Consider the following 25,379-nt stretch of genomic DNA (forward strand, 5'->3'; position numbering starts at 1 on the left):
GCTTAGCGATAACCTTGCGCCTGCAAGTTGAACAACTGCGCGTAACGCCCACCCGCCGCCACCAGACTGTCGTGGTCACCGCGCTCAAGGATCGCGCCCTGATCCAGCACGATAATGTGGTCGGCATTGCGCACACTGGAAAACCGGTGGGAAATCAGCAGCGTCATTCGGCCCTCGGTGTGCTCGCTGAAATGCTCGAACACCGCTGCTTCCGCTGCCGGGTCGAGGGCTGAGGTCGGCTCATCGAGAATCAGGATGTCGGCGTCCCGGCGCATGTACGCGCGGGATAGGGCAATTTTCTGCCATTGCCCGCCGGACAGCTCCTGCCCGCCGGCAAACCATCGGCCCAGCTGCGTGGCATACCCCCGGTCCAGTCGTTCGATGAAAGGGGCGGCCATGCCTTCAGCGGCAGCAGCCTGCCAGCGCTGCTCATCGTTGAACGCCAGGGTGTCACCAACGCCAATATTCTCGCCAACGGAAAACTGGTAACGAATGTAATCCTGAAAAATCACCCCGATGCGCCGCCGCAGCGCATCCTCTTCCCACGCCTGCAAATCGCTGCCGTCCAGCAGGATGCGCCCCTGATCAGGACGATACAGCCGGGTCAGCAACTTGATCAGCGTGGTCTTGCCCGATCCGTTTTCGCCCACCAGTGCCACGCTGTGCCCCGGCACCAGGTGCAGGTCGATACCTTCCAGCGCGGCGCGACTCGCGCCCGGATAACGAAACCCGACATTTTCGAAACGTAAACCGTCGCCGGGAAGCGCACCCACGGTGAGGTGTCCAGTGTCCGCGACGACAGGTTCGGCGAGGTATTCATAAAGACTCGACAGGTACAGTCCGTCCTCATAGAGACCACTGATGGCACTCAGACTGCTGCTCACCGCAGACTGGCCCTGCTTGAACAAGACCAGATACATGGTCATCTGGCCCAGGGTGATGCTGCCGTGGACGGTGTCGACCACCACCCACGCGTAGGCCAGATAGAACGCCCCGGTACCCAGCAACCCCAGAACAAAACCCCAACCGTCCCGGCGCAAAGTCAGTCGACGGTCCTCTGCGTAAAGACGCGAGAATGTATCGCGATAGCGCTGCAACAGCAGCGGCGCGAAACCGAACAGTTTGACCTCTTTGATGTACGCCTCATGGGACAGCAGCGTCTCGATGTAACTCTGCTGCCGACTCTCCGGTGCACGGCGAGTGAACAGCCTGAAGGCGTCACCGGAGAAATGCGCTTCCGCAAAGAACACCGGCAAAGCGCCAACCACCAGCAACACCAGTGCCCACGGTGAAAAATGCACCAGCAACACGCCGAAGCTGATCAGCACGATCAGGTTCTGGATCAATCCCAACGACTTCATCACCAATGCCAGCGGCCGGGTCGACGCCTCGCGTCGCACCCGAACCAGCTTGTCGTAGAACTCGGAGTTCTCGAACTGCACCAACGACAACGTCTGGGCTTTCTCCAGAATCATCGTGTTGACCTTCTGCCCCAGCTGCACCCGCAGCAGCGACTGCTGGACTGAAAGCGCGCGCTGGGCTCCGGACAACAACGCGAGCACACCCGCTTCAAACAGCACGTAACGCACAACCGGCCACAGCGGCGCACTGCCCTGCTGCGCATGCAACTGCATGGCGAACACCACCGCATCGACAATGCGCTGGCCCAGCCAGGCGGCCAGTGCCGGGAGCATGCCGGCGATCAGGGTGGCCAGCACCAGGCCGAGAAATAACGCGCGCGAGGTGGACCAGACAAGGAGCAAGGCGCGTCTGGCTTGGTCGAGCAATGAGGTGAAACGAGAAAGGGCCGCTGGCATGTTTATCGGTTGCGCCTACGCGGTTTCTCGTATTCTCTTCTTGAAGGTGGAGCGCCGATTGGAATCACCAATCCGGGAGGAGGTGGACCACCATTTTCCCATTCCTCCATCATTCGCCTCAACTCAGGCGGCATTTCTTGTGGTGCTCTGCATGTCATTTGATCACCTTGTCGTTATTGCGAATTCGACCCACTGCACCTTCGATGCGTCAATCACAACGGCATTGGCCCTGCTAGGTAACGGAGTGTCGTCGCTATCTATCCAGCGAGGGAACTCGAGAACAACTGCCCGTTTGCAGGCTCCGATGGCCATTCGCTTGGCCAGCCAGACAGATCCCTTCCATCAATCAAATGCAATATTACAAATTCCTGTCTCGATGAAAAAGCACTGTACCACTGGCAAGGGAACGATTTTTGGATGGTGATTTCCAGCGTCCTGAGTAACGCATGAAGCCTGTCGCTGTTCGCGACGTGGCACGACAGAAACCCCATTACCACCGCAATCACTGCCGACCATAAAGCCTCGGACTTCCTGTCCCACTCACCGATCGAAAAAAACCGCTCTCCGACCCATATCAACAGCCCTTCCAAACCGACCACCAGCGACTGAATCACAAACGTAAAAATCAGCGCCTGGACGATCTGTCCAAACGTATCCGGACGCTTGAACGCCGTGAGCGAGTAAAAAATCCAGGTTGCTAAAAATCCCGGAAGCAAATATTGCAGTAACGGAATCACGTCCTTGACCAAGCCATCCATGCCGTTTCAATCCATTGAAAAGTTCGACCTGAGGCAAATAAATACAGCACCTCAACGGCCTGTGTCATCCACTGCTGAAGTGCGTTCGCCACCAGAAATTTCAGGACTACAAACGGGACTACAAGCGAAAAATTTTCCTACATTCAACCAATAATAAAAGGACAAAAACTCAATCCAAATCCGACGTCAGGTGTTCCAAAAACCGCGCCCGATAGCGTCCCGGACTCTCCCCCGTCCACTTCTTGAAGGCCCGATGAAACGCACTCGGCTCCTGAAAACCCAGTTGTTCGGCAATATCGCCAATACTGGCCTGGCTCTGACGCAACTGTTCAAACGCAACCCCGCGCCGCACCTCGTCCTTGATCTCCTGGTACGAGCACCCTTCCCGCTCCAGCTTGCGCCGGAAGGTGCTGGGGCTGAGGTGTTGTTCCAGGGCGAACGCCTGCAAGGTCGGCCACTGGCTGTAATGGCTGCTGCGCAGACGCTGATGGACCTGCGACGCGAGGCCGTGCTGGTTGCGGAAGCGGATCACCAGCCATTGCGGTGCGGTACGCAGGAATACTTTCAGCGAGGCGAGGTCTTGAACCACCGGCAAGCGCAGGTAGTGGCTGGCGAATTCGATTTCAGTGCGTTCGGCACCGAAGGTCAGGTTCGGTCCCCAGAGCAAACGGTCATCGCTGAGGGACATGCGTTCATGACGAAAGTCCGCGCGGTCGATGGGGATTCGCCTCCCGCCCAGCCAGCACAGCAGGCTGATCATCAGCACCAGGAACGTCTCTTCGCCAAAACGGGCGAGATCATCGTTTTGCGCGCGGGTGTCCAGGCTGATGACGGCACGTTTGCCGCGCACCGTCAGCGTGCCGCGGTAGTCATGGAGGAACAAGGCAAAGTTGTTCAGGCACTGGCGCATGGCTTTGTGCAGGTCGGGTTCCTGTATCAAGGCGCGGCAGATCAGGGCGAAGCTGCCGGGCGGCATGCCGTGGGAGTCGAGGCGAAAGAATTCGTCGTTCAGCTCGCGGATCTGGATCAGCCATAACGCTGCGAACGCACTGGCCGGCACTCGCGCCAGTGGCTGCTCGATCAACCCGGGGTCAATACCGGCCTGGTCCAGTGCAGCCCTCAATTGCTGCGGATTATCCCCCAGCCCATGGATCATCGCCCGCACAAAGTAGGCCGCCACCGTGTCCTTTTCCCGCATCTGATCGCTTCGCTCCCCATCATCCGAGTGGCAAAAAACACCAGCACCGTTGAACAGTTCCGGCATAGGACAACTGTCCCGCCGGTTCTAGACTCGCGGCCAATAGTACGCCTTCGACCGCTACGGCGGCCAAGGTATCGCAGGGTTTGATCGCAAGGACAGGTACATGAATCTGCAACACATTGGCGTGATCGGCGCGGGCACCATGGGCAACGGTATCGCGCAGGTCTGTGCCCTGGCCGGGTTCAACGTAACCCTGATCGATATTTCCGAGAGCGCGCTGCAAAAGGCGCTGGCAACCGTCGGTAAAAATCTTGATCGGCAGATTGCCAAGGAAGCGCTCACGCCGGAGCAAAAGCTCGCCGCCCTCGACAAGATCCGCACCAGCACCGATTACAGCAGCCTGCACCACGCACAACTGGTGATCGAAGCGGCCACCGAAAATCTCGACCTGAAACTGCGCGTGCTGCAACAGATCGCCGCGCAGGTCGGCGCCGATTGTGTGATCGCCTCCAACACGTCGTCGTTGTCCATCACCCAGCTCGCCGCCAGCGTCAGCCAGCCTGAGCGCTTTATCGGTCTGCACTTCTTCAATCCGGTGCCGGTAATGGGCCTGATCGAAGTGATCCGCGGCCTGCAAACCAGCGACGCAACTCACGCTCTGGCGCTGGACATGGCGACCACCCTCGGCAAAACCGCGATCACCGCCGGCAATCGTCCGGGCTTCGTGGTCAACCGGATTCTGGTGCCGATGATCAACGAGGCGATCCTGGTGTTTCAGGAAGGCCTGGCCAGCGCCGACGACATCGATGCCGGCATGCGCCTGGGTTGCAACCAGCCCATCGGCCCGCTGGCGCTGGCTGACCTGATCGGACTGGACACCGTGCTGGCGATTCTCGAAGCCTTTTACGACGGCTTCAACGACAGCAAATATCGCCCCGCACCGCTGCTCAAGGAAATGGTCGCCGCCGGCTACCTAGGACGCAAAACGGGGCGTGGCTTCCATGCCTATGCCTGAGCGTTGCTCACGTTTTGCCGAGTACCGGGACCAGATTGCGCCTCAGCCAACCGGCGCAACTCGCCGCCGGTCACGCCATCGCCAACCTGCTCAACAGTGCGCCCGGCTCGCTGGCGCCGCACGCGCTGGATGAACGGGAGCGTGATGAACTGCTGGAAAACCTTGTCGGGGGGGCCATCGAGCGTCTGTTGCGGCCTTCGGCTGCTCGCGCAGTCGCCTGAACGCATAAGCCGAGCGGGCTCAATAGACAAAACGTCTAACTGAAACTTGCCAACTATCGGTTCTAACCGCTATGCAGGTGTGTAGGGGCGAGCTTGCTCGCTCCTACAGACAGCAGGGCAAGACGGCCCTCCTTTCTCTCTGGGAGCAAACAATGAAAATCAATCCCTACCTCATCTTCAACGGCGACTGCAAAGCCGCGTTCACGTTCTATGCCCAAGCCCTGAAAGGCCAGCTCGACCTCATGATGACCTTCGGTGAGAGCCCGGCACGCGAGCACATGCCAGCGGACCTGCACAACCTGATCATCCATACCCGTCTGTCGGTGGGCGATCAGGCGATCATGGGTTCGGACACCACCCCCGACCGCCCCACGGATGACATGGCCGGTTGTTCGGTATCGCTGAATGTCGATAGCATTGCCGAGGCCGAGCGTGTCTTCAATGCACTGGCCGAAGACGGCAGCGTGCAAATGCCCTTGGAGACGACCTTCTGGGCGGCGCGCTTCGGGATGCTGGTGGACCGGTTCGGTGTGTCGTGGATGGTCAACTGCGAAAAGGATCAGTGAACCGCCACTCCTTGTAGGAGCTGGCTTGGCAGCGAGCGCCCTTTCAGTCGCCTTTTTTATCGATTGAATGGACGCGATCGCCAGCAAGCAGGCTCCTACAAGGTCGTGAGGCGGGCTGTGGCGGCCGCCGCAAACCCGCGCTGCAAATCCTCGATCAACGCTTCGACATCTTCGAGCCCGATGTGCAGACGCAGCACCGGATTCAGCGCACGATCCGCCGCACTCTGGCGATCCTGAATGTCAGCCACGGTGATCAGACTTTCGAAACCACCCCAGGAAGCGCCAAGCCCGAACAACTGCAGCGCGTCGATGAAGCGCTCGATGTAAGCGGCGTCTGCCTCGTTCAGCTCAAACGACAACAAGCCATTGCTGCCCTTGAAGTCCCGTCGCCACAAGGCGTGACCGGGGTGATCGGGCAAGGCCGGATGGAACACCCGTTTCACTTGCGGCTGGGCATGCAGCCAATGGGCAACTTTCAGCGCCTGACGCTCGTGCACTTCCAGCCGAGCAGCCAGTGTTCGGGCGCCGCGCAGCACCAGATAAGCGTCATCGGGGCTGACGGTGGTGCCAAAGGTGTCGCTCATGGCCGCCAGTGGCTGCCAGACATCCTGCCGGGTGCAGACACTGCCCATGACTACGTCGCTGTGGCCGCACAGGTACTTGGTCAACGCGATGATCGAGATGTCCGCGCCGAGGGTCAGCGGCCGGTACAAATAACCCGAACCCCAGGTGTTGTCGACGGCCAATAGGATGCCTCGGGGTTTGCACAGGGCGGCGATGGCCGGCAGGTCGCTGAGTTCGTACAGCAGGGAGCCCGGCACTTCGGTGTAGACCATTTTCGTGTTGGCTTGCAGGTGCGCTTCCAGACCGCTGCCGTCAGGGGCGAAGTAACTGACCTGAATGCCGAACGGCTCAAGGAATTCCCGCGCCAGACGTCGCACCGGGGCGTACACCGCATCGGTGATCAACAGATGATCGCCGGGGCGCAGATACGCCAGAAACGTCTGCGCGACCGCCGCCAGCCCGGTGCCGAACAAGCGCGTGCGGTAACCGCCCTCCAGCTCGGTGACCAGGTCTTCGAGGGCGAAAGCCGTCGGATTGCCACGGGCGCCGTAACTCAACACGCGCTCGCTGTCACGGCGCTTTCGGGCGTCGCGCATTTGCGCCAGGTTATCGAACAGCACGGTACTCAGACGAGTGACCGGAACGTTGACCGAGCGCCCGCCAGCACCCGGCTCGGTGCGCGCCGAATGAACCAGACGAGTGCGCACTCGCGCGTCTTCTGTCGGCTGGGCGCGCAGCGGCGTGAGACTGGCGATTTCATCGTCGCTCATCTGCGCCAGCAAACCGATTTCCCACGCCAGGTACTGACGCGCCGCGTCCTTGTTGCCGGAATGGCGATCGTGGGTGAAGAACAGAAAATCGATGCATTGCTCGTTGGATGGCGTATCGGGATTTTCCTGCACGGCAAGCCCCGCTGCACGCCACGCCGCGAGTCCGCCGTCCAGCAGGCGCAGTGTTGCGCGTTGGGATTCAGGTAATTCCTGCGCAACCAACGCGGCCAAAAGCGGATCATCGGCCAGCAATACCAGAGGCCGGTTCTCACCCACCACATGCGTCGCCAACAACGAGCGGATCGACCAGCGCGAGCCGGCAACATGGCCCTTGCGGTACGTCATGCTCGAACGCAGATCAATCAGCGCGACGGCGTCATCTTTCAAGGCATCGGCCAAGGCCAATGCGGTGATCAATGGCAGCGCCTCGCGAACATCAACCTCGGCCGCAGACAACGCCAGACCGCTGCTTACGCCCCCCTCAAGCACATACGCCTCATGCCCCAACTGCCGCAGCCAACTCGCGACAATCGGTGCGCGCACGCCATCGCTGTCGATCAGCACCAGCCGCGCCTGCCGCACGCCGACGTACAGATCGGTGGATTGAATCAACTGCCCGCCCGGCGTGTGTTGCGCACCGCGCAGACTGCCGGCGGCAAACTCATCAGCGGTGCGCACGTCGCACAGAAACAGACTGCGTCCAGCCTCCTCAGACCATTGGGCGACCTGCGCAGCCGCAACCGTTTTCACACCGGCCCGTTCCGCCCATCGTGCGGCGGCCGCACGCTGAGCCGCCAATGGCGCAACCGACACCGCATCGGCATAACGACGACTGCTGCCGTGTTCCAGCTCAAAATCTTCCAGGTACCAGCCCTGAGTACCGTTCTCCAACGCATAGATCGGGTTCTTCAGCCCCAGGTTGATCAGCGTTTGCGCGCCGATGATGCTGCGGGTGCGACCGGCACAATTGACCACGATCGGGGTGTTTTCGTCCGGCACCAGATCATGGATGCGATACCCCAACTCACCGTTCGGGCAGCACACGGAACCGGGAATGGTCATCTTGCGGTACTCATCGAACGGCCGGCCGTCGAGCACCACCAACGGCTCGCCGCGACGTTTCCATTCGGCCAGTTGTTGCGCGGTGACATGCGGCGTGTGACTGGCTTCTTCCACCCATTCGCCAAAGGCCTTCGACGGCACATGCACCCCGGCAAACAGCTGGTAACCGGCAGCCTCCCAGCCCTCGGTACCGCCCTTGAGCACATGCACGCAGCCATAGCCCAACGCCTCAAGGCGCGCGGCGGAACGCGCAGCGACGTCCCCATCATTCTGGTCATAGATCACCAGCCGCACCTGAGGGTTGGGCGCCAGACGCCGAACCTCCAGTTCCAGTCGGCTATAGGGCAGATTGACCCCGAAAAACAGATGGGCTTCGCCATACTGGCCGTGTTCGCGCACGTCAAACAGGGCGATTTCCTGCCCGTCGAACAGCCACTGCTGCAATTGCCCTGGGGTTACGGTCTGGCTCATGGAAGTCCCGCTTGAAATGAAATTATTGAAGCGCCAGAGAGCGCTCGTTGGCTGCGACCTTCAAGCCGTTGCCGGTGGGCCAGTCGTACAAATCGATCATGCGTAAGCCTTGATCGACGGCGCCATTTGCGAGGCGTTGTAATTGAGAATGCGCCCGTCGGCCTCGACGCCGTAACGGCCGTTGAGGGATTCCAGCGGCAAGCCGTAGAGATGGAAATGCAGCGTCGCGTCTTCGCCTTCAACGCGAATGCCGTGCAGCTCTTCTCCGAGAAACGAAATCGAAGTGCCGGGTTGCACGACGACTTCTTTCTCCAGGTGCAAGGTGGTGTATCCCGGCTCGCGACCTTCATCGTCACGGCCATAGACGAAGTTGATTTCCTGACCTTCGACGGCGCTGATAATTGCCCAAGTTTCATGGTTGTGGGCGATGGTGCTTTTGCCCGGCAACAGCGAGTTCAGGTACAGCGTCGGGGTGTCGCCGTCGTCATTCAGACGGTAGCGAAACGCGGTGCTGCCCTGCCCCGGCACCGGTGCCGGGAATTCAGCGAAATTGAACAGGTCACGACGCTCGGCCAGGGTTTCGAGCAGAGCTACAATTTCCACCAGCGCGGCGCGGTCGACGCCACGTTGATTGATGACACGGATTTTCTTCAGGAAATCCTCGATGACGGCAGCACGGTTTTCGGTACTCATGGACAGGCTCCTCGGGTTCAGACGGACAGGCTGTAGCGACCCAAATGGGTCAGCAGGTAAGGATCATTGGCGATGGCGGGACGACGCCCCGGATCACCCAACGCATGGCGCAGGAATTCCCGGGTGCGTTCGCTGGTGGGGCGTTGAAAAATCTGTTCGGCGCTGCCGTGCTCGACAATCACGCCGTTTTCGGTGAAGTAGACGATGTCGCTGATCTCTTCGGCGAAACGCATCTCGTGGGTAACCAGCACGCAAGTCATGCCCTCCTCAGTCAACTCGCGAATCACCGTCAGCACTTCGCCGACGGTTTCCGGGTCAAGGGCCGAGGTCACTTCATCGAACAGGATCAGTTCCGGGCGCATCGCCAGCGCACGGGCAATCGCCACGCGCTGCTGCTGGCCGCCGGACAGCTGCCCCGGATAAGCGTCGGCCTTGTGTTCCATGCGCACTTTGGCGAGCAAGGCACGCGCGTCTTTTTCGGCATCGGCGCGGCTGCGGCCCAATACCTTGCGCGGCGCAATCACCAGGTTTTCCAGGACCGACAAATGCGGGAACAAGTTGTACTGCTGAAAGACAAACCCCACACGCTTGCGCAACTCGATGCGCTGGGCTTCCTGGGCCAGGGTGTGAACCTCGGTGGCGCCGACGCGGAGGGTCCCGCGCTGGGGCTGCAACAGGCCGGTGATACAGCGCAGGATGGTCGATTTGCCTGAGCCCGATGGGCCAATGATCGACACCGCCTGCCCCCGGTGCACATCGAGGTTGATGCCTTTGAGCACCGGATTGCTGGCAAACGACAGGTGCAGGTCGCGCAGGCTGACCAGAGGCTCGGCGACGGTTTCAGTAGAAGGCATAACGTCGCTCCAGGCGTTGGGTGAGTCGGGAAATCGGGTAGCAATAAGCGAAGAACAGCACCAGCAAACTCAGGTAAATCACCACGGTAAAGCCGGTCATGTTCACCGTGTTGCTGGCGATCTGTGCGGTGTCAATTACGTCATGCACACCGACCAACGAGGCCAGCGCCGTGCCCATGGTGATCACCGCGTACAGGTTCATCCACGGCGGCAACATGCGCTTGAAGCACTGCGGAAGGATGATCGAACGGAAAATCTGCCCGCGGGTGAAGGCCAGAGAACGGGCGGCCTCCCACTGCGTGCTGGGGATCGACGCGATGGCACCGCGGAAGATTTCCGCAACGTTGGCGCTTGCGGGCAACGCCAGGCCGATGGTGACCTTGACCCAGTCGGGGAACGAGATATAGGTGCTGCCGAGCTTGATCTCGAACGGGAATACATAGGTGGTGAAATAGATCAGCACCAGCCACGGCGCATTGCGAAAAATCTGCACCCAGATCCGTGCCGGCAGGCGCAATAGCCGCAGCGGCGACAACGCCAAGGCGCCCACCAGCAATCCCAGCAGCGAACCCAGCGCGATGGCGACCAGACTGATCAGAATGTTCTGCCCGAAACCAACGGCCAAGGCCGGCGACCATTGCAGCAGCGCCTTCAATACCGGGCTTTGCGGCGCGAACCACAGCAGCCAAAACACGGTAGCGATCAACAGCAACAGTTTGCCGACATGCCGCCGTGGCCAGGCCGCCGTGACGGTGACGGACGAATCAATGGCCATAGCCGGGCATCCTCAGGCGCGCTTCAAGGTAGCGCCCCACACAATTGACGATAAAACTCAGCAGGCCGAAAAAGCTCAGGATCAGGATCATCAGCTCCAGCACGTTGTCGCTCTGGGTCCAGATCATGATCGACGCATAGGTGATGTCGCCGACGGCAATCGCCGAGGCGACGGCGGTCATTTTCACCAGGTCGATCAGGTTGTTGATCAGCGATGGCAAGGCAAAGCGCAGGGCCAGCGGCAGCTGCACGTTCCACAACAACTGGCGACTGCTGAACGCCAGGGAACTGGCCGCCTCCATCGTCACCGCTGGCACCGCCTCGATACCGGCGCGCAAGGCCTCGGCATGAAACGCGCCTTTGTGCAGTGAGATCACGATCACCACCCAGGCAAACGGCGTCAGGGGGTTGGCCGCGCCGACGGCCTGGGTCAGCAACATGTTCAGGACGAGGAACGCGCAATACAGCTGCACCAGTGTCGGCGTGTTCCGAGTGACCTCAACGAAAACCCGCGCCGGTTTCGCCAGCCAGCGGTTGCCGGAGGTCAGCATCGCCGCCAGCCCGACGCCGGCGAGCAAACTGCCAACGATGGTGAACAGGCACAACAGCACCGTCGTCAATGCACCCTGCACCATCGTCCCGCGCTGGTAGGCGTCCAGCAGAAAGCTGTAATTGAGGCCGAATCCGGCGGTCCAGTGGACAAAAATCTCCAGCCAGTGATTCATGCCGAACCCCGCAGTTTTGCGCAGGCCCGCGCGATGCGGCGACCGGCTTCGGCGACGCTGTCGGTCGCGGTGGCGATGGACAGGCGAAACCACGGCGACAAGCCGTACGCACTGCCCGCCACACCGGCCACGCCCTCCTCCAGCAAATACGCGACGACGTCGGCGTCGCTCTCAAGGCGAGCACCGTCCGGGCGATAGCGACCGAGCAAACTGGCACAGCGCACAAACACAAAGAAGCCGCCCTGAGGTTCAAGCACTTCGAGCCCGTCGACGTTGCGCAAAGCGTTAACCAACACATCCCTTCTCGATTGATAAGCAGCGACTTGTTCCGGCAGGAAATCCAGTCCTCCCTCGAAGGCCGCGAACGCAGCGGCTTGTCCCACCGAAGAAGCGCCCGACGTGGATTGCGATTGCACCACTGCCATCGCGCTGGTCAGCACCTGCGGCCCGGCACCGAAACCGATGCGCCAGCCGGTCATCGCGTAGGTCTTCGAGACACCGCCCACCAGCAGGCAGCGCGCTTGCAGATCCGGCGCAATGTTGAGCAGGCTCTGGGGCGGCTGCCCGTCGAAACGGATGTGCTCGTAGAGCTCATCCAGCAGGATCAACACCTGCGGATGACGGCGCAGCACTTCGGCGATCGACTGCAACTCGGTCTCGCCGTACACCGCGCCGCTGGGATTGCCGGGACCGTTGAGGACCAGCCAGCGGGTACGCTCGCCGATGTGTTGCTCCAGTTGCACGGCTGTCAGCTTGCAGCCCTGCTCCAGCCCGCATTCGATAAACACCGGCTCTCCACCGTTGAACCGCACGCTGTCCGGAAATGATGGCCAGTACGGCGTGGGCACCAGCACTTCATCACCGTCGTCGAGGGTCGCGGCAAAGGCATTGAAGATGATCTGCTTGGCACCGTTGGCAATCACGATCGACGGTAGCGAATAGTCGAGACCGTTTTCGCGCTGAAGCTTGCGCTGCACAGCAACCCGCAAGGCTTTTACCCCGGGTGTCGGCGTGTACTTGGTGGCACCGCCGGCGATGGCGGCATAAGCCGCCTGCTTGATGTGTTCGGGCGTATCGAAATCCGGCTCGCCGGTGGTCAGGTCAAGAATGTCGTGACCGGCGTCGCGCAATTCGGTGGCGCGGGATTTGGCGGCGGCGTTGGCCGACATTGAAACGCGCTGCACACGCTCGGAGAGTCTGAGGGTCATGCGCGATTCACCTCCACGACCTTGCCCGGATTGAGCAGGTTTTTTGGGTCCAGCGCGTGCTTGATCCGACGCATCAGGTCCAGCTCTACCGGACTCTTATAGCGTTCCAGCAGGTCCAGTTTGCGCTGGCCGATACCTTGTTCGGCGCTGATGGAACCGCCGTGGGCGTGGGCGCTGTCGTGCACCAGCAGACTGAGCACTGCGTAATTCGCCATGTGCGCATCCACCGTCGACTCCAGCGGATGCGCGACGTTGTAGTGCAGGTTGCCGTCGCCCAAATGACCAAACGTAAAGTGGCGAACCTCGGGGAAATTCGCCTGCAACAGCGCATCGGTGTGGCTGACGAACGCCGCTACCTGGGAAATCGGCACCGAGATGTCGTGCTTCATGTTGCGACCGGCACGTTTCTGCGCCTCGCTCATGTTCTCTCGCAACAGCCACAGGGCTTCGCTTTGGCCGAGGCTTTCGGCGATCAGCGCGTTGGCCAGCAATCTGATTTCGAACGCCTCGCCGAGGACCTCTTCAAAGACCTCGCGGGCGTGGCTTTCGCTGTGGTTATCCGACAGTTCCAACAGTGCGAACCATGGCTGGCTGACACCGATAAAAGGTTGCGGACCTTCGGGGAATTGCTCGCGTAGCAGCGCCAGGCATTCGGCGCTGAGCAACTCGAAGGCCGTGAGGCTGGCGCCGAAACCGGCACGGGCGTGGGACAGGAATTCCACCGCTTGCGCCAGCGAATCAAAGGCCAGCAGCGCCGTGGCTTGCGCCTTGGGCAGCGGGAACAGTTTCAGCGTGGCGGCGGTGATGATGCCGAGAGTGCCTTCGCTGCCGATGTACAGGTCGCGCAGGTCGTAACCGGTGTTGTCCTTGCGCAAACCGCGCAAGCCATTCCAGATTTCACCCTCGGCGGTCACCACTTCCAGACCCAGCGTCAGTTCACGGGTATTGCCGTAGCGCAACACCGCAGTGCCGCCGGCGTTGGTGCCGAGATTGCCACCAATCGTGCAACTGCCCTCGGCGCCCAGGCTCAGGGGAAACAGGCGACCGGCCTGACGCGCCACGTCCTGCACGTGTTGCAGAATGCAGCCGGCTTCGACGGTCAGTGTGTCGTTGTCGGCGTCGACGGCGCGCACCCGGTTCAAGCGATCGAGAAACAGCAACACCGCACGACCGCTGGCGTCCGGCGTCGCGCCGCCCATCAATCCGGTGTTGCCGCCCTGCACCACCATCGGTGTTTCGGCGGCTACGCAGGCACGGACCACCGCCGCGACTTCTTCGGTGTTGGCCGGGTGCACGGCGGCGAGAACGTGCCCGACGTAACGGCCCTGTTTGTCAGTCAGGTACGGCGCGGCCTCTTCGCTGCCCTGCACATGGCGGGCGCCGAGCAGGTGCTGCAAGTCGGCGAACAGACTCACGGCAACACCGCCAGTGGCGCGGCGTTGCGATATTTTTCGTGCAAATCACGCAAGGCCTGCGACGGCGCCATGCCCGTGCGTTCGCCGAGCTCGATCAGCCAGCCGCTGCGGTGCCAGTCACGCACGATAGCGTCGAGTTTCGCCTGGGTATCCTGTTCACCCTTGCGCAGCCAGATCACCGAGTTCGACGGAATCAGATCACCCGGCAGCGGGATCTCGTAACCGGCCCATTCGGTATCGCTCAACAACGCGTGCATGGTTGGGCTGACATGCACCGCCGCCACGCAACCATTGCCGCGCAGTGACAACAACGATTCCGATTGGCTGCGAAACGCCTTGATCTCGGCGCCGTAGGTTTCCTGCAACGGCTTGATGAAATTGCTGCCTTGGGACACGCACACCGGCTTGCCCTTGAGGTCGGCCCACTGGGAAATGCCCGAGCCCTTACGAATCAACGCCGCGCCGCCCACTTCTTCATAGGGCGTAGGTACGTAATCGAGAATCTCGGCGCGCTCTTCGGTGAGTTGCATGTTGGCGATGAGGATGTCGACCTTGCCCTGCTGCAGGAACTGCACGCGGTTCGGCGCCAGCACCGAAACGGTGTTGGCCTCGACGCCCAGCGCCTTGGCCACACCCTTGGCCAACTCGACGTTGTAGCCCAGGTGTTCGCCGGTCTTCGGATCGATGGTGCCGAACGGCGGGCCACTGAGAATTACCCCGACATTGATGGCGTGGCGCTGCTGGATTTTGTCCAGCGTCGCGTCGGCGTGCGCCAGGCTGGCGCCCAAAGCGACCGCGCCAGCCAGGCACAGTGAGGACAAGGTTTTAACGGAGAAACGACGATTCATGCGCGACTACCTTGAGCGGCCGTCGCGCAATGCGGCGGCGAGTTGAGTTCGATGAAATGAATCAGGCGCCGTTGGCCTGAAACTGCTTTTGCAGTTCGACCAGCGCGGGTGATGCAGGCGTGATGTGATTGCGGGTCTGGGCCTCGATCAGCCAGCCGCTGCGATGCAGTTGCTTGACGATCGGATCGAGCTTGGCCTGGGTGTCGCTTTCGCCGCGACGGGTCCAGATCACCGACGGCGCCGGATTCAGCTCCGGGGTGATCGTGCGGTAGTCCTTCCATTCGGCGCTGTCGGCGATCAACGGATTGATCAGCGTGGCGTCATGCACCGCCGCCACGCAGTTGTTGCCACGCAGCGCCAGCAAGGATTCGGACGAGCTCTTGAAGGCTTTCAGTTCCGCGCCCAATTCAGTGAGCGGTTTCACGTAACTGCTACCTTGGGAGGTGCACACCGGTTGCCCTTTCAAGTCTTCCCAGCGAGTGATCTTGCTGTCCTTGAGCACGGCTGCAGTGCCGCCAACCCGGTAAAACGGCGTCGGCACAAAACCGAGAATCTCGCCGCGTTCCGCGGTCCATTCCATATTGGCGATCAGCAAATCGACCTTGCCCTGCTGCAGAAACTGCACGCGGTTGGCCGGCAATACCGGCACCAGTTCAACCTCGGCGCCCAATTGGCGACCCAGTTCCTGAGCCAGCTCGACGTTCAAACCACGTGGCTTTTGCGTATCCGGATCGATTCCACCAAACGGACCGCCCGACAGCAGCACACCGACCACCAACACATGACGCTGCTCGATCTTTTCGAGCGTTGCATCCGCCTGGGCAGCAGTGCTGGCGGCGAGCGAGATCAAGGCGCCCAACATCACAGGCATTAAACGTTTTACAGGCGAGCGCTTGAGCAACATGGATTTTCCCTCATGGATGATCGGCGTCCCCCCGACCTGATGTGAGGGATCCTAGGTACAGCGTCGGTGTAACGGAAATTCAAATATCTAATATCGTTATAACTTGCGGTCCAGACGTGGCTGTCATAACGGGTCAATAACCAGCAAATACGCGGCCTTACGCCTTTATCGATATAGCGATCATAAAAAACACATAATGTTTTGTGATGCTTATGTTTAAACTCATGATGTAAAAGCAGCCCTGGAACCGGCCATGTCGAACCTGCCCACGCTCGATCTCGAATTACTGCGCACCTTCATTGCGGTGGTGGATCACCACAGTTTTGCCGGTGCCGGTGCGCACCTCGACCGCACGCAATCGTCGGTCACCCAGCACATGCAACGTCTGGAGCAGCAGGTCGGGGTCAATCTGTTTGAAAAGCGCGGACGCCAAAAGCAGCTCACGGAAGCCGGGCTACAGTTGCTGCGGCATGCGCGGCAAATGCTCTCGCTCAACGATGAGGCCTTGAGTTCGCTGCGTGAAAACAGCTTGAGCGGCGTGCTGCGCATTGGCTCGCCCCACGACATCGCGGACACCATTCTGCCGCCGATCCTCAGCCACATCGCCCGGTCGGCGCCGCGCTTGCGCCTGGAAATCGACGTCGGTCGCAGCCCGTTTCTGATGGAAGACCTGCATCGCGGCAAAGTCGACATGGTGATCTCCACGCGCGAAGACCCAAACCTCGAAGGCTTCGCCCTGCGCACCTCGCCGGTGTGGTGGATTTGTTCGGCGCAGTACCAGCACAACCCCGGTGAACCGTTGCCGCTGATTCTGGTGGACGAGCCGAGCATCTATCGCCGCTATGCCCTGGAAGCCCTGGAACGGGCGAATATCCCGTGGCGCCAGGCTTACCTGGCGTCGAACCTGATCGGCATCAAAGCCGCAACGCGCGCTGGGCTGGGGGTCACCCCCCGCAGCATGGAAATGCTCGGCCCGGACATGCGCGTACTGGGTGAAAACGACGGACTACCGCGACTGCCGGACGTCACCTACTACCTGTGGATCCGGCCCAATACCGCCAATCTGATTGCGCGCAAGGCCTATGACCTGATTCGCGCGAGCCAGGGATTGTCCTTTTCCTGAAAGTCGCTTCAGAGTTTGGCGATTGAAACTTCGGTGGATTTGACGAACGCGATCACTTCGCTGCCGACCTTCAATTCCAGATCGCGCACTGAACGGGTGGTGATCACCGAAGTAACGATGCCGGAAGCGGTTTGCACGTCGATTTCCGAAACCACTTCACCTTCGACGATTTCCTTGATGACGCCCTTGAACTGGTTACGGACGTTGATCGCTTTGATGGTCATGTTGAAGCTTCCTGTGTGAGGTCGAGCACATCCGAACGGATGGTCAGGGGTCCAAAGTGCACCTCACGGAACAACATTAAAAGGAATAAATAATTATCTATTTATACTTTTTAGAAATATACGGCACTTCTCTGCACGTGCGGCTCACGCAAAACCCCGTAGGAGCCCGGCTTGCCGGCGATGGCGATTTCATGGACGCCATCGCTGCTGAGCGGCGTTCCTAAGGCCTGCTCCTACGGATTAAGTCGGAATCCGGGTGGGAAAACTCTGAAATGCCCCATTTCGAGAGCGCCTCACGTCAGCGCCTGTTAACCCCTGATAAGTTGCACTGACCCGGCTCAGGGACGTGTTGTCGTGTTGGCCATGGAAGGTCAAATGCAAGCGTTGCATCAACGCCCCCAAGCCTGTGCCATACCACAGGAAAAGGAACCCTGAATGCCCAACGCAAATCCCTCCGCCCGTTTCGGCCTGACGATCAACGACATTCAACATGATCTGCAGGTGCTCAGGTTTACTGGTAAGGAACTCATCAGCCAGCCGTTTGCCTTCGAGATCGAACTGGTCAGCGACAGACCGGACCTGAACCAGGACGACCTGTTAAACAAACTGGCCTTTCTGACGTTCAACGACACCGGCGACGGCATCCACGGGCAAATTCATGCTGTGTGCAAAGGCTGTCTCGGCAGTGGCCTGACCCGCTACAGCGTGACGCTGGTGCCTCGGCTGGCGTATCTGGACCACCGCGTCAATTGCCGCATATTTCAGCAAATGACCGTCCCGCACATCATTGCCCAAGTGCTGGCCGACCACGGCATCCATGGTGATTTCCACCGGTTTCAACTCGGCGGCGTTTATTCGGATCGTGAATATTGCGTTCAGTACGGCGAGTCCGATAGAGCGTTCATAGAACGCCTCTGCCAGGAGGAAGGGCTGCATTACCACTTCCAGCACAGCCGGGAAAAACATGTGCTGGTGTTTGGCGACGACCAGACCGTGTTTCCCAGGCTCGACCGTCCAACACGCTATAAACACGACAATGGCATGGTCGCCGAAACGCCGACGATCAATCACTTTGACGTCAAGGTGGAAGCCGGCACCAGCCGCACCACGCGCCGCGATTACGACTTCAAGAAAGCGCGGATTTTACTGGAGGCCGAAAGCCGGCCTGACGGTTCAAGGCGTCAGCCGGACCTGGAGGATTACCAATATCCCGGTCGTTTTACCCAGCGCGATCGCGGCAAGCTGTTGAGCCGACGCGATCAGGAGCGCCACGGCGCCGCGTGCCGTGTGGCACAGGGTAAAAGCGATCAACCAAAGCTGCTCTCCGGGCACTTCCTGCCACTGGCCGAACATCCCGATGAAGAATGGAACGACCTGTGGCTGCTGACCGAAATCGAGCATGAAGGCGAGCAGCCGCAAGTCCTGCAACAGTTCGCGGCCTACAGCGGCACCGGCGATGAAAAAGGCTTTCAGGGATATCGCAACCAGTTCCTCGCCACGCCGTGGGACGTGATCTACCGCTCGCCACTGACCCACGACAAACCGCGCATCGCCGGCGTTCAAAGCGCCGTGGTCACCGGCCCGACAGGCGAAGAAATTCACTGCGACGGCTACGGTCGGGTCAAGGTGCAGTTCTTCTGGGACCGCGAAGGTCGCAACGACGATAAAAGCAGTTGCTGGTTGCGGGTTTCCTCGCTCCTGGCCGGCCATGCCTTTGGTGGCCTGGCTTTGCCAAGAGTAGGCATGGAAGTACAAGTCAGCTTTCAGAACGGCGACCCTGATCACCCCGAAATCATCGGCTGCCTCGCCAACAGCGCCAACCCGCTGCCCTACGAGCTACCCGCGAACAAAACACGCAGCGTCTTCCGCTCCCGCAGCTCGCCAAACAGCACCGGGTTCAGCGAACTTCAGGTTGAGGACCGTGCCGGCCAGGAATTGATTTACCTGCGCGCCCAGCGGGACATGGAACAGCGGATCGAAAACGACAGCCGTCTGGAGGTCGGCAACGAGCAGCGCACCACCGTCAAAGGCGACAGCGTGACCGTGCTGCACGCCACGGAAAATCGCACCACCCGCGGGGACCGGCACACACAACTCGAGGCCAACGATTACCTGCAAGTGGCGGGCAAAAGCTACACCCATGTTGATCAGACGTTGGCGTTCAGCGCCGGCGGGGTGGTTGTCATTGAAGCCGACGTGATCGTTCTGAAGGCCAGAGCCAAGGTGTTGATCGAAGCCGGTGGTGAACATTTACAGGTTGGCGGCGGCGGAATATTCGGCAGCAGCGAGTTCCAGATCGGTGGCGCTCCGTTGCGCATGCCTGCCGCCTCTGTCGCGGCGCCCCGGTCAGTGGATGGCTTGTCCGTCCCCCCCGAATTGCCGCCGATGCTCGCCTCGTCCCAGTCCGCACTGATGGCCACCAGCAACGCGTTGGCAGCGGACTTCTGCCCGATCTGCGAAGCCTGCCGCGAGGGCGTCTGCCCAACTCAAGGAGCCGCCGCATGATCAACACACTCCCCCGCCAATGGATGAACGAACAGCGCCGCTCGGGCCATGAACTGTGCCTGGTGCTGGACTCACAGAACGAGCGCGAAACACGTCAGTTGCTGATGAAATCCAGCGAACATGACCAGTACCTGAGCGCCTACCACGGCACCAGCCTCGTGAACCTTGCCGACGCCGGTCCGTACATGTTCACGCTGGAACCGTCCCGCGACAGGCGCCTCGACGAACTGCTCGATCATCCTGAACGCAACTGGGGCTGGCTCGCGAGCGTGGAAAAAGGCGCCTTGCGCGGATTGGTCGATCACTGGCAACAGCGGCTGATTGTGGGGACGCGACCCTATCAGGCGCTATATCGCTTTCACGACAACCGTGTGTTGAGCCGCGCATTAAAACATCTGCCGCCTGAGGAATATTCAGCCTTCCTCGGGCCGGCAATCAGCGTCTGCTACTGGGATGGCACGGCCTGGCAAACCGCGCAAAACCCTGCCCCCGGAACGTACTCCGTTCCAGACAACCCACTCTGGCTACACACACCCCTGCCCCAACCCCAGGCCTCGGAAATTCGCCGGCTCAACGCCCATCGCTATTTGCTGGCCGAGCATGTCGAGGCCTACGCCAACCTCGCCGAAGTGCATGAACCTGATGCCTGGTTGCGTGGGCGCTTGGCGTTGGCGGATGAATGGGGTTGGGCAGAGCCGGAGCAGTTGGAGTTTTTGTTGATTCAGAGCTTGCAGGCACCGGGGTTTGCGCTGTCGCCGCAGTGGGGGGTGAAGGAGGATGAGAGCGCGGCGGAGCACTTTGAGCGAGTGCGATTGATGGTCGAGTTTTGGAAGGGGGATGGGGCGATATGAAGCGGATATCAGGAATCGCAGGTGTGGGTTGTTGTGTTGCGTTGGTCTCGGGTTGTTCTAGTGGGCTACGGGACACATTTACCTTCACCGCCGACTTACCGCCTAACTTTGCCTACAAAGCCATCGCCGAGTATGTGCCTGCGAAGGGCGAAACCTGCACCGTGCCGGGAGGAAGGAATACGGCAGTCGGGTACAACATGGAATGGCGTGAGAGTTACGAGCCAAACTCTGAAATTGCCATGTATCGGACCGTCAGTGGCTGTCCGCTGGTGATCAGGCGCATCAAGTTGGATATCAAGGCTTCCTATTGGACACATCGAGGGGACATCGGGGGCGACAGCGCGATGGTCATCGTCCGCGATGATCTGGAGGAACAATACAAAGGCACGTTTAGTGAATCGGGTGAAAGCATTTTTTACAGTCATTGTCAGTGGCTATTTCGCACTTCAGGTGCGCAGCGCCGCATCGTGAAAATCCTTGATTGCAAAAAATCAAACGCCCTAGGCGAGCCGGAAAATGGCCGCCCGGTTTCTGGGTATAGCCTTGATCAATTACCGGGAAAGACGGTGAAGATGAAAATTACTTTAGCCAGCGAGGAAAGGCCTTACATGGGCGATACCTGGGTAAAAGTCCCCAACGGTTGGAAACGCTGCTTGGGAGACAACTTCCAAGATCAGTACGCCTTTTGCTTCGGCAATTTCAAAGACTTCAGCAATTTCCGAATGCCTGATGGAACTCAATGCACCATTTACCCGGGCTGCACTGAATAAGGATTTCGATCACATGCCAATTTTTTCGTCCTTGGTTAAGTTACTGCGAAAACTCTCAGCATTGAGTTGCTGCATCGCATTAACCACCGGCTGCGCCAAGAGCCAGCCGGACACTTTTACCTTCACCGCTGACTTACCCGACAATTTTTTCTATCAGGCATTTGCCGAATATGTACCGGCCGATGGTGAAACCTGCACTGTGCCGGGAGGAAGAAACACCGCAATCGTTTACAACTCTAAATGGCGTGAAAGTTACACGCCGGATTCTGAGATCGACATTTACAGAACAGTCAGCGGCTGCAAGTTGGTGATCAGACGTATCAAGCTGGACATCAATTCTGCATACGGCAAGACCCGCCGAGACTTCGGCAGTGACTTCGCAACGGTAGCAATCCGCACTGAACTGGAAGACAGGTACAAAAACACCTTTAGCGAAGCAGGTGAAAGCGCCTTCTACGGTCAGTGCGAGTGGCTGTTTCGCACAATGGGACCGAAACGACGCATCGTCAAACTCCTCGATTGCAAGGCAACTGATGCTCAGGGCAGATCAGGGCCTGGGCCCCCATTTGCTGCGTACTCCCTTGACCAACTGCCACGCAAGACGGTGAGTATGAAAATCAAGTTAGCCGATACGGAGAGACCCGCTATTGGGGACACTTGGGTCAGAGTACCCAACGGTTGGAAGCGGTGCATGGGCGATAACCTCGAAGACCAGTACGCCTTTTGTTTTGGAAATCACGAGGATTTCAGCACATTTAAAATGGTAGATGGGCGCATCTGTACTATTTACCCCGGTTGCACGGAATAAGGATTTCAATCACATGCCCATTTTTTCTTCGCGGTTTAAGTTATTGCTGAAATTTTTTGCCTTGAGTTGCTGCATCGTATTAACCAATGGATGTGCCAAGAGTAAGCCGGGCACTTTTACCTTCACCGCCGAATTACCGCCCAACTTTGCCTACAAGGCCATCGCCGAGTATGTGCCTGCGAAGGGCGAAACCTGCACCGTGCCGGGGGGAAGGAATACGGCAGTCGGTTACAACATGGAGTGGCGTGAGAGTTACGAGCCAAACTCTGAAATTGCCATGTATCGGACCGTCAGTGGCTGTCCGCTGGTGATCAGGCGCATCAAGCTGGATATCAAGGCTTTCTATTGGACACATCGAGGGGACATCGGGGGCGATAGCGCGATGGTCATCGTTCGCGATGATCTGGAGGAACAATACAAAGGCACGTTTAGTGACGCCGGTGAAAGCACTTTTTATGGTCATTGTCAGTGGCTATTTCGCACCGCAGGCGCGCAGCGACGCATTGTCAAAATCCTTGATTGCAAAAAAGCGAATGCCCTAGCCGAGCCGGAAAACGGCCGCCCGGTTTCGGGGTATAGCCTCGATCAGCTACCGGGTAAAGCCGTGAAGCTGAAAGTTACGCTGGCCAAGGTGGAAAGGCCTGGCTGGGGTGATACCTGGGTGGAGGTAAACGGCGGATGGAAGCGATGTATGGGGAAAGGCTTCGAAGATCAACGGGCCTATTGCAACGGCAATTACACAGATTTCAGCACCTTTACATCACCTGATGGCCGAGTCTGTACTATTTACCCCGGTTGCACCGAATAAGGAGGTTTGAGCATGAATTCATTGGAAAAAGAACTGACTTCACCGTTAAGCAGCACGGTGCTGACGTGCCCCATGCAAGGTAAATGGACCAGCTTCCAACTGGTCGATGAACTTGGCTCCGGCGTCCCGTACGCCGGACTGGCTTATATGGCTACTGACTCGGAAGGTATTATGTATGCCGGATATCTGGATGATAGGGGGGTCGGTAAGGTCAGCAACCACTTTGCAGGCCCCGTTGCACTAATCGTTAACGAGAAATATCAAGGAACTGAGCCCCTCTACAAAGATTCATTAACAAGACCGTATTACCCGCTCGAAATCACAGAGCTCCAAGTACGCGCCGAACAAACCCGCTATTTATATCAAAACTCAACCCGCACCCGGACGAACCCGGCACAAGCGTGCGCAGATGAATTCCTCCAAGTAGAAGTCCGTCACTTGGTCAAGCATGCATCCCACCTGCCGCCCGAGGTCTATCGACACTATCCCCATAGCCCGCACCGAGCGAGAACCATAGGTGAACATGGGAAACTCGGCGTTGCGCTGATGCCCCTTAAACACACGGTTCTGGAAGTGCGCCCTCTGCGAGCGTTGCGACCCATGCTGTCGACCGACCCAGAGTTTTGTGCGCTAAATCTCTACCAGCTCGCGCTGATGGCTACGTTGAGTTATTGCCCTTTCGGGCAGCAGCCAGACAGTCATCCGGTTGAAACGACGACCGTGACCTTCCCGATACAACCCAGCGTGGGCAATTGGTTCGGCGATGCGTTGGCCAAGGCTGACGAGTTGTGGCGTGTCGACGCGACTCAAAAAAGCGCCTTCTACCCTCTTTATGAGGATGTGCCGTACTCCAAACGCCTGGAAATCGTGCCGTTCGATCCGGGCCTTTATGAGGTCAACCGACTCGATCAGGAAGTAGAACAAGAACACCCTGCCAACATTCACTTTCTCGATGACAGAACACTCGGCGCGAAGTCGACCGATACCCAAGCCTTCATCACTCACACCGACGAACTGATCCTGATCGCGGTACGCGGCACCTACGAACTCATTGCGGACGGATTGCGGGACGCCGATGCACTTCAGGTGCCGTTTGAGGGCACCGAGAGCAAAGTGCACCGTGGTTTCTACGAGGCCGCGAAGAAAGCCTACGAATTCGTTGTTAACTATCTTGAAAAATTTTACGCCGGACAAAAGTTCATCATTTGCGGCCACAGCCTCGGCGGTGCCGTTGCATTGCTGCTCTCTGAAATGCTGCGTCGTCGGCCGGGCTTCGACTACGCGATACAGCTCTACACCTACGGCGCCCCCCGCGCCGGCGATGCCAATTTCGTCGCCGGCGCAAAGGACTTGGTGCATCACCGCGTCGTCAATCACAACGACCCGGTGCCGAGCGTGCCGGGCACGTGGATGGACACCAAGCCCGGTGTGTTCATGACGGGGCTGGCGTTGACGCTGGCTAACGTACCAGTCGGGATGTCGGTGTTTTTTACGGGCATCACGAATGTGAAGGGTGAACCCTACGGTCACCATGGCAAGTTGCAGCACTTCATGCCGGTGCGATTGAGTGCTGGGGAAAAGTCCGCGTTCATCTGGGAACCCGGTTGCGACACCATCACCCAGCATGCAGCGTGCACTTTGGCGATTCAGCAGAAAAACGGGCTGCCGGACCGGCCGCCGTTGCTGGCGCAGATATTCCACGCCGGGAATCATTCTATGACCGGCGGCTATGTTCCGGCGTGTTGGGCGGTTCTGCGGCGATGGAAGCAGGCGTACGACGAGAAACGTACGCGTATCACCGAGAGCGAGTTCAACTGGGTCAAGGATTCACTGGCACGGGCCACCACCGACCTGCGGGCGGTAGAACGTGATTTAAGGGGCCGTTCCGAGGCTTACGCCAGAACCCAGGAGAACAACATCCGCGCACTCGAACTTGAGAGGAGCCAGATTGAAACCACCGTCGCACGCCTGCGAAGCATTCATCCTCAGAGAATCAGCGCCCACGCGCTTTACGGCTCGCTGTCGCAACAGCCCGATCTGATAAAAAGCGTCGAGCGCTGGCTCGCGCACCCAGAGAATCAGGTCAAGGACCCGATGGCCATGGCGCCCGAGGAGCCGGATCAGGACGCGCTAATGGGTTCGATCTACGGGCACGTCATCGGCGCGCCGTACACGCTGGATATCGATTCAATCTGTTAAGGCATTGCTCAATTCATCATGCTGGCAGAACTCGACGTGAACCGGGCACTGGATCAACTCGACGTTCCGCGATAACAGAGCATGACCGCCCAACCTGAAAAGGTTGGGCTTCAAACACCATTCGTCGCCGAAAAACTCCCGTCAGGAAATTGCCACAGGCTCTGGCTCAGGGTTTGCACACGCTGCGGTAGCGACCACGGAACGACATAATTCTGACGTGGCCGA

At 59.3% G+C, this 25,379-nt stretch carries 21 protein-coding genes and 2 pseudogenes; 10 read left to right on the forward strand and 13 right to left on the reverse strand.

Going from position 1 to position 25,379, the window contains the following annotated elements:
• Positions 1-2: 2 nt before the first annotated feature.
• From ACYZT4_RS10345 to ACYZT4_RS10355, 3 genes and pseudogenes are all read right to left on the reverse strand, one after another.
• A complete protein-coding gene (locus ACYZT4_RS10345; protein WP_461987494.1) occupies positions 3-1,817 on the reverse strand; it encodes an ABC transporter ATP-binding protein in 1,815 nt (604 codons plus the stop codon).
• A 162-nt stretch (positions 1,818-1,979) separates the two neighbouring features.
• Positions 1,980-2,575, reverse strand: a pseudogene (locus ACYZT4_RS10350) (DUF6338 family protein).
• Positions 2,576-2,744: 169 nt separating this feature from the next.
• Positions 2,745-3,773, reverse strand: a complete 1,029-nt coding sequence (locus tag ACYZT4_RS10355) for an AraC family transcriptional regulator (RefSeq protein WP_461987496.1) — start codon at positions 3,771-3,773, stop codon at positions 2,745-2,747.
• 166 nt (positions 3,774-3,939) lie between these two features.
• On the opposite strand from ACYZT4_RS10355, the gene ACYZT4_RS10360 reads away from it, so the two are divergent.
• From ACYZT4_RS10360 to ACYZT4_RS10370, 3 genes and pseudogenes are all read left to right on the forward strand, one after another.
• Complete coding sequence (locus tag ACYZT4_RS10360) at positions 3,940-4,791, forward strand: 3-hydroxybutyryl-CoA dehydrogenase (protein ID WP_461987498.1); 852 nt, start codon at positions 3,940-3,942, stop codon at positions 4,789-4,791.
• A 26-nt stretch (positions 4,792-4,817) separates the two neighbouring features.
• Positions 4,818-5,012 (forward strand): annotated as a pseudogene (locus ACYZT4_RS10365) (TetR family transcriptional regulator); the annotation flags it as partial.
• 152 nt (positions 5,013-5,164) lie between these two features.
• Positions 5,165-5,578, forward strand: coding sequence for a VOC family protein (locus ACYZT4_RS10370; protein WP_461987499.1), 414 nt, complete (start codon positions 5,165-5,167; stop codon positions 5,576-5,578).
• A 95-nt stretch (positions 5,579-5,673) separates the two neighbouring features.
• Here the strand turns inward: ACYZT4_RS10370 and metC are convergent, their stop codons facing one another.
• From metC to ACYZT4_RS10415, 9 genes are all read right to left on the reverse strand, one after another.
• On the reverse strand, positions 5,674-8,445 hold the full coding sequence (metC, locus tag ACYZT4_RS10375; RefSeq protein WP_461987501.1) for a cystathionine beta-lyase: 2,772 nt from the start codon (positions 8,443-8,445) through the stop codon (positions 5,674-5,676).
• 96 nt (positions 8,446-8,541) lie between these two features.
• Positions 8,542-9,138 (reverse strand): cysteine dioxygenase family protein, encoded by a 597-nt coding sequence (locus ACYZT4_RS10380; protein WP_461987503.1) that lies wholly within the window; start codon positions 9,136-9,138, stop codon positions 8,542-8,544.
• A 17-nt stretch (positions 9,139-9,155) separates the two neighbouring features.
• Positions 9,156-9,992, reverse strand: coding sequence for an amino acid ABC transporter ATP-binding protein (locus tag ACYZT4_RS10385; protein ID WP_461987505.1), 837 nt, complete (start codon positions 9,990-9,992; stop codon positions 9,156-9,158).
• Positions 9,979-10,767: an amino acid ABC transporter permease gene (locus tag ACYZT4_RS10390; protein WP_461987506.1), complete on the reverse strand. Its 789-nt coding sequence runs from the start codon at positions 10,765-10,767 to the stop codon at positions 9,979-9,981. The genes ACYZT4_RS10385 and ACYZT4_RS10390 overlap by 14 nt, the downstream gene beginning before the upstream one ends.
• Complete coding sequence (locus ACYZT4_RS10395; protein ID WP_461987508.1) at positions 10,757-11,491, reverse strand: amino acid ABC transporter permease; 735 nt, start codon at positions 11,489-11,491, stop codon at positions 10,757-10,759. Before ACYZT4_RS10395 ends, ACYZT4_RS10390 begins: the two co-directional genes overlap by 11 nt.
• Positions 11,488-12,699 carry an aminotransferase class I/II-fold pyridoxal phosphate-dependent enzyme gene (locus tag ACYZT4_RS10400; protein WP_461987509.1) on the reverse strand — a complete coding sequence of 404 codons (1,212 nt, stop codon included), beginning with the start codon at positions 12,697-12,699 and terminating at the stop codon, positions 11,488-11,490. Before ACYZT4_RS10400 ends, ACYZT4_RS10395 begins: the two co-directional genes overlap by 4 nt.
• Positions 12,696-14,114: an FAD-binding oxidoreductase gene (locus tag ACYZT4_RS10405; RefSeq protein WP_461987511.1), complete on the reverse strand. Its 1,419-nt coding sequence runs from the start codon at positions 14,112-14,114 to the stop codon at positions 12,696-12,698. The genes ACYZT4_RS10400 and ACYZT4_RS10405 overlap by 4 nt, the downstream gene beginning before the upstream one ends.
• Positions 14,111-14,962, reverse strand: a complete 852-nt coding sequence (locus ACYZT4_RS10410; protein ID WP_461987513.1) for a transporter substrate-binding domain-containing protein — start codon at positions 14,960-14,962, stop codon at positions 14,111-14,113. Before ACYZT4_RS10410 ends, ACYZT4_RS10405 begins: the two co-directional genes overlap by 4 nt.
• 61 nt (positions 14,963-15,023) lie before the next feature.
• A complete protein-coding gene (locus tag ACYZT4_RS10415) occupies positions 15,024-15,866 on the reverse strand; it encodes a transporter substrate-binding domain-containing protein (protein ID WP_461987515.1) in 843 nt (280 codons plus the stop codon).
• Positions 15,867-16,119: 253 nt separating this feature from the next.
• Between ACYZT4_RS10415 and ACYZT4_RS10420 the strand changes: the two genes are divergently transcribed.
• Entirely contained in the window at positions 16,120-16,989 is an 870-nt protein-coding gene (locus ACYZT4_RS10420; protein ID WP_461987517.1) for a LysR substrate-binding domain-containing protein, read from the forward strand.
• 8 nt (positions 16,990-16,997) lie between these two features.
• On the opposite strand, the gene ACYZT4_RS10425 is transcribed toward ACYZT4_RS10420, so the two are convergent.
• Positions 16,998-17,213 carry a TOBE domain-containing protein gene (locus ACYZT4_RS10425; protein ID WP_038983759.1) on the reverse strand — a complete coding sequence of 72 codons (216 nt, stop codon included), beginning with the start codon at positions 17,211-17,213 and terminating at the stop codon, positions 16,998-17,000.
• A gap of 435 nt (positions 17,214-17,648) precedes the next feature.
• Between ACYZT4_RS10425 and ACYZT4_RS10430 the strand changes: the two genes are divergently transcribed.
• From ACYZT4_RS10430 to ACYZT4_RS10455, 6 genes are read left to right on the forward strand one after another with little or no spacing between them, the layout of a single operon-like run.
• Entirely contained in the window at positions 17,649-19,718 is a 2,070-nt protein-coding gene (locus tag ACYZT4_RS10430; RefSeq protein WP_461987518.1) for a type VI secretion system Vgr family protein, read from the forward strand.
• Complete coding sequence (locus ACYZT4_RS10435) at positions 19,715-20,569, forward strand: DUF4123 domain-containing protein (protein WP_461987520.1); 855 nt, start codon at positions 19,715-19,717, stop codon at positions 20,567-20,569. Before ACYZT4_RS10430 ends, ACYZT4_RS10435 begins: the two co-directional genes overlap by 4 nt.
• Positions 20,566-21,339, forward strand: a complete 774-nt coding sequence (locus tag ACYZT4_RS10440; RefSeq protein ID WP_461987522.1) for a hypothetical protein — start codon at positions 20,566-20,568, stop codon at positions 21,337-21,339. Before ACYZT4_RS10435 ends, ACYZT4_RS10440 begins: the two co-directional genes overlap by 4 nt.
• A 13-nt stretch (positions 21,340-21,352) precedes the next feature.
• A complete protein-coding gene (locus ACYZT4_RS10445) occupies positions 21,353-22,147 on the forward strand; it encodes a hypothetical protein (protein ID WP_461988637.1) in 795 nt (264 codons plus the stop codon).
• Between the two features lie 13 nt (positions 22,148-22,160).
• A complete protein-coding gene (locus tag ACYZT4_RS10450) occupies positions 22,161-22,955 on the forward strand; it encodes a hypothetical protein (RefSeq protein WP_461987524.1) in 795 nt (264 codons plus the stop codon).
• 12 nt (positions 22,956-22,967) lie between these two features.
• A complete protein-coding gene (locus tag ACYZT4_RS10455; protein WP_461987526.1) occupies positions 22,968-25,154 on the forward strand; it encodes a lipase family protein in 2,187 nt (728 codons plus the stop codon).
• Positions 25,155-25,379 lie beyond the last annotated feature (225 nt).

The organism is Pseudomonas sp. GB2N2, assembly GCF_054897705.1.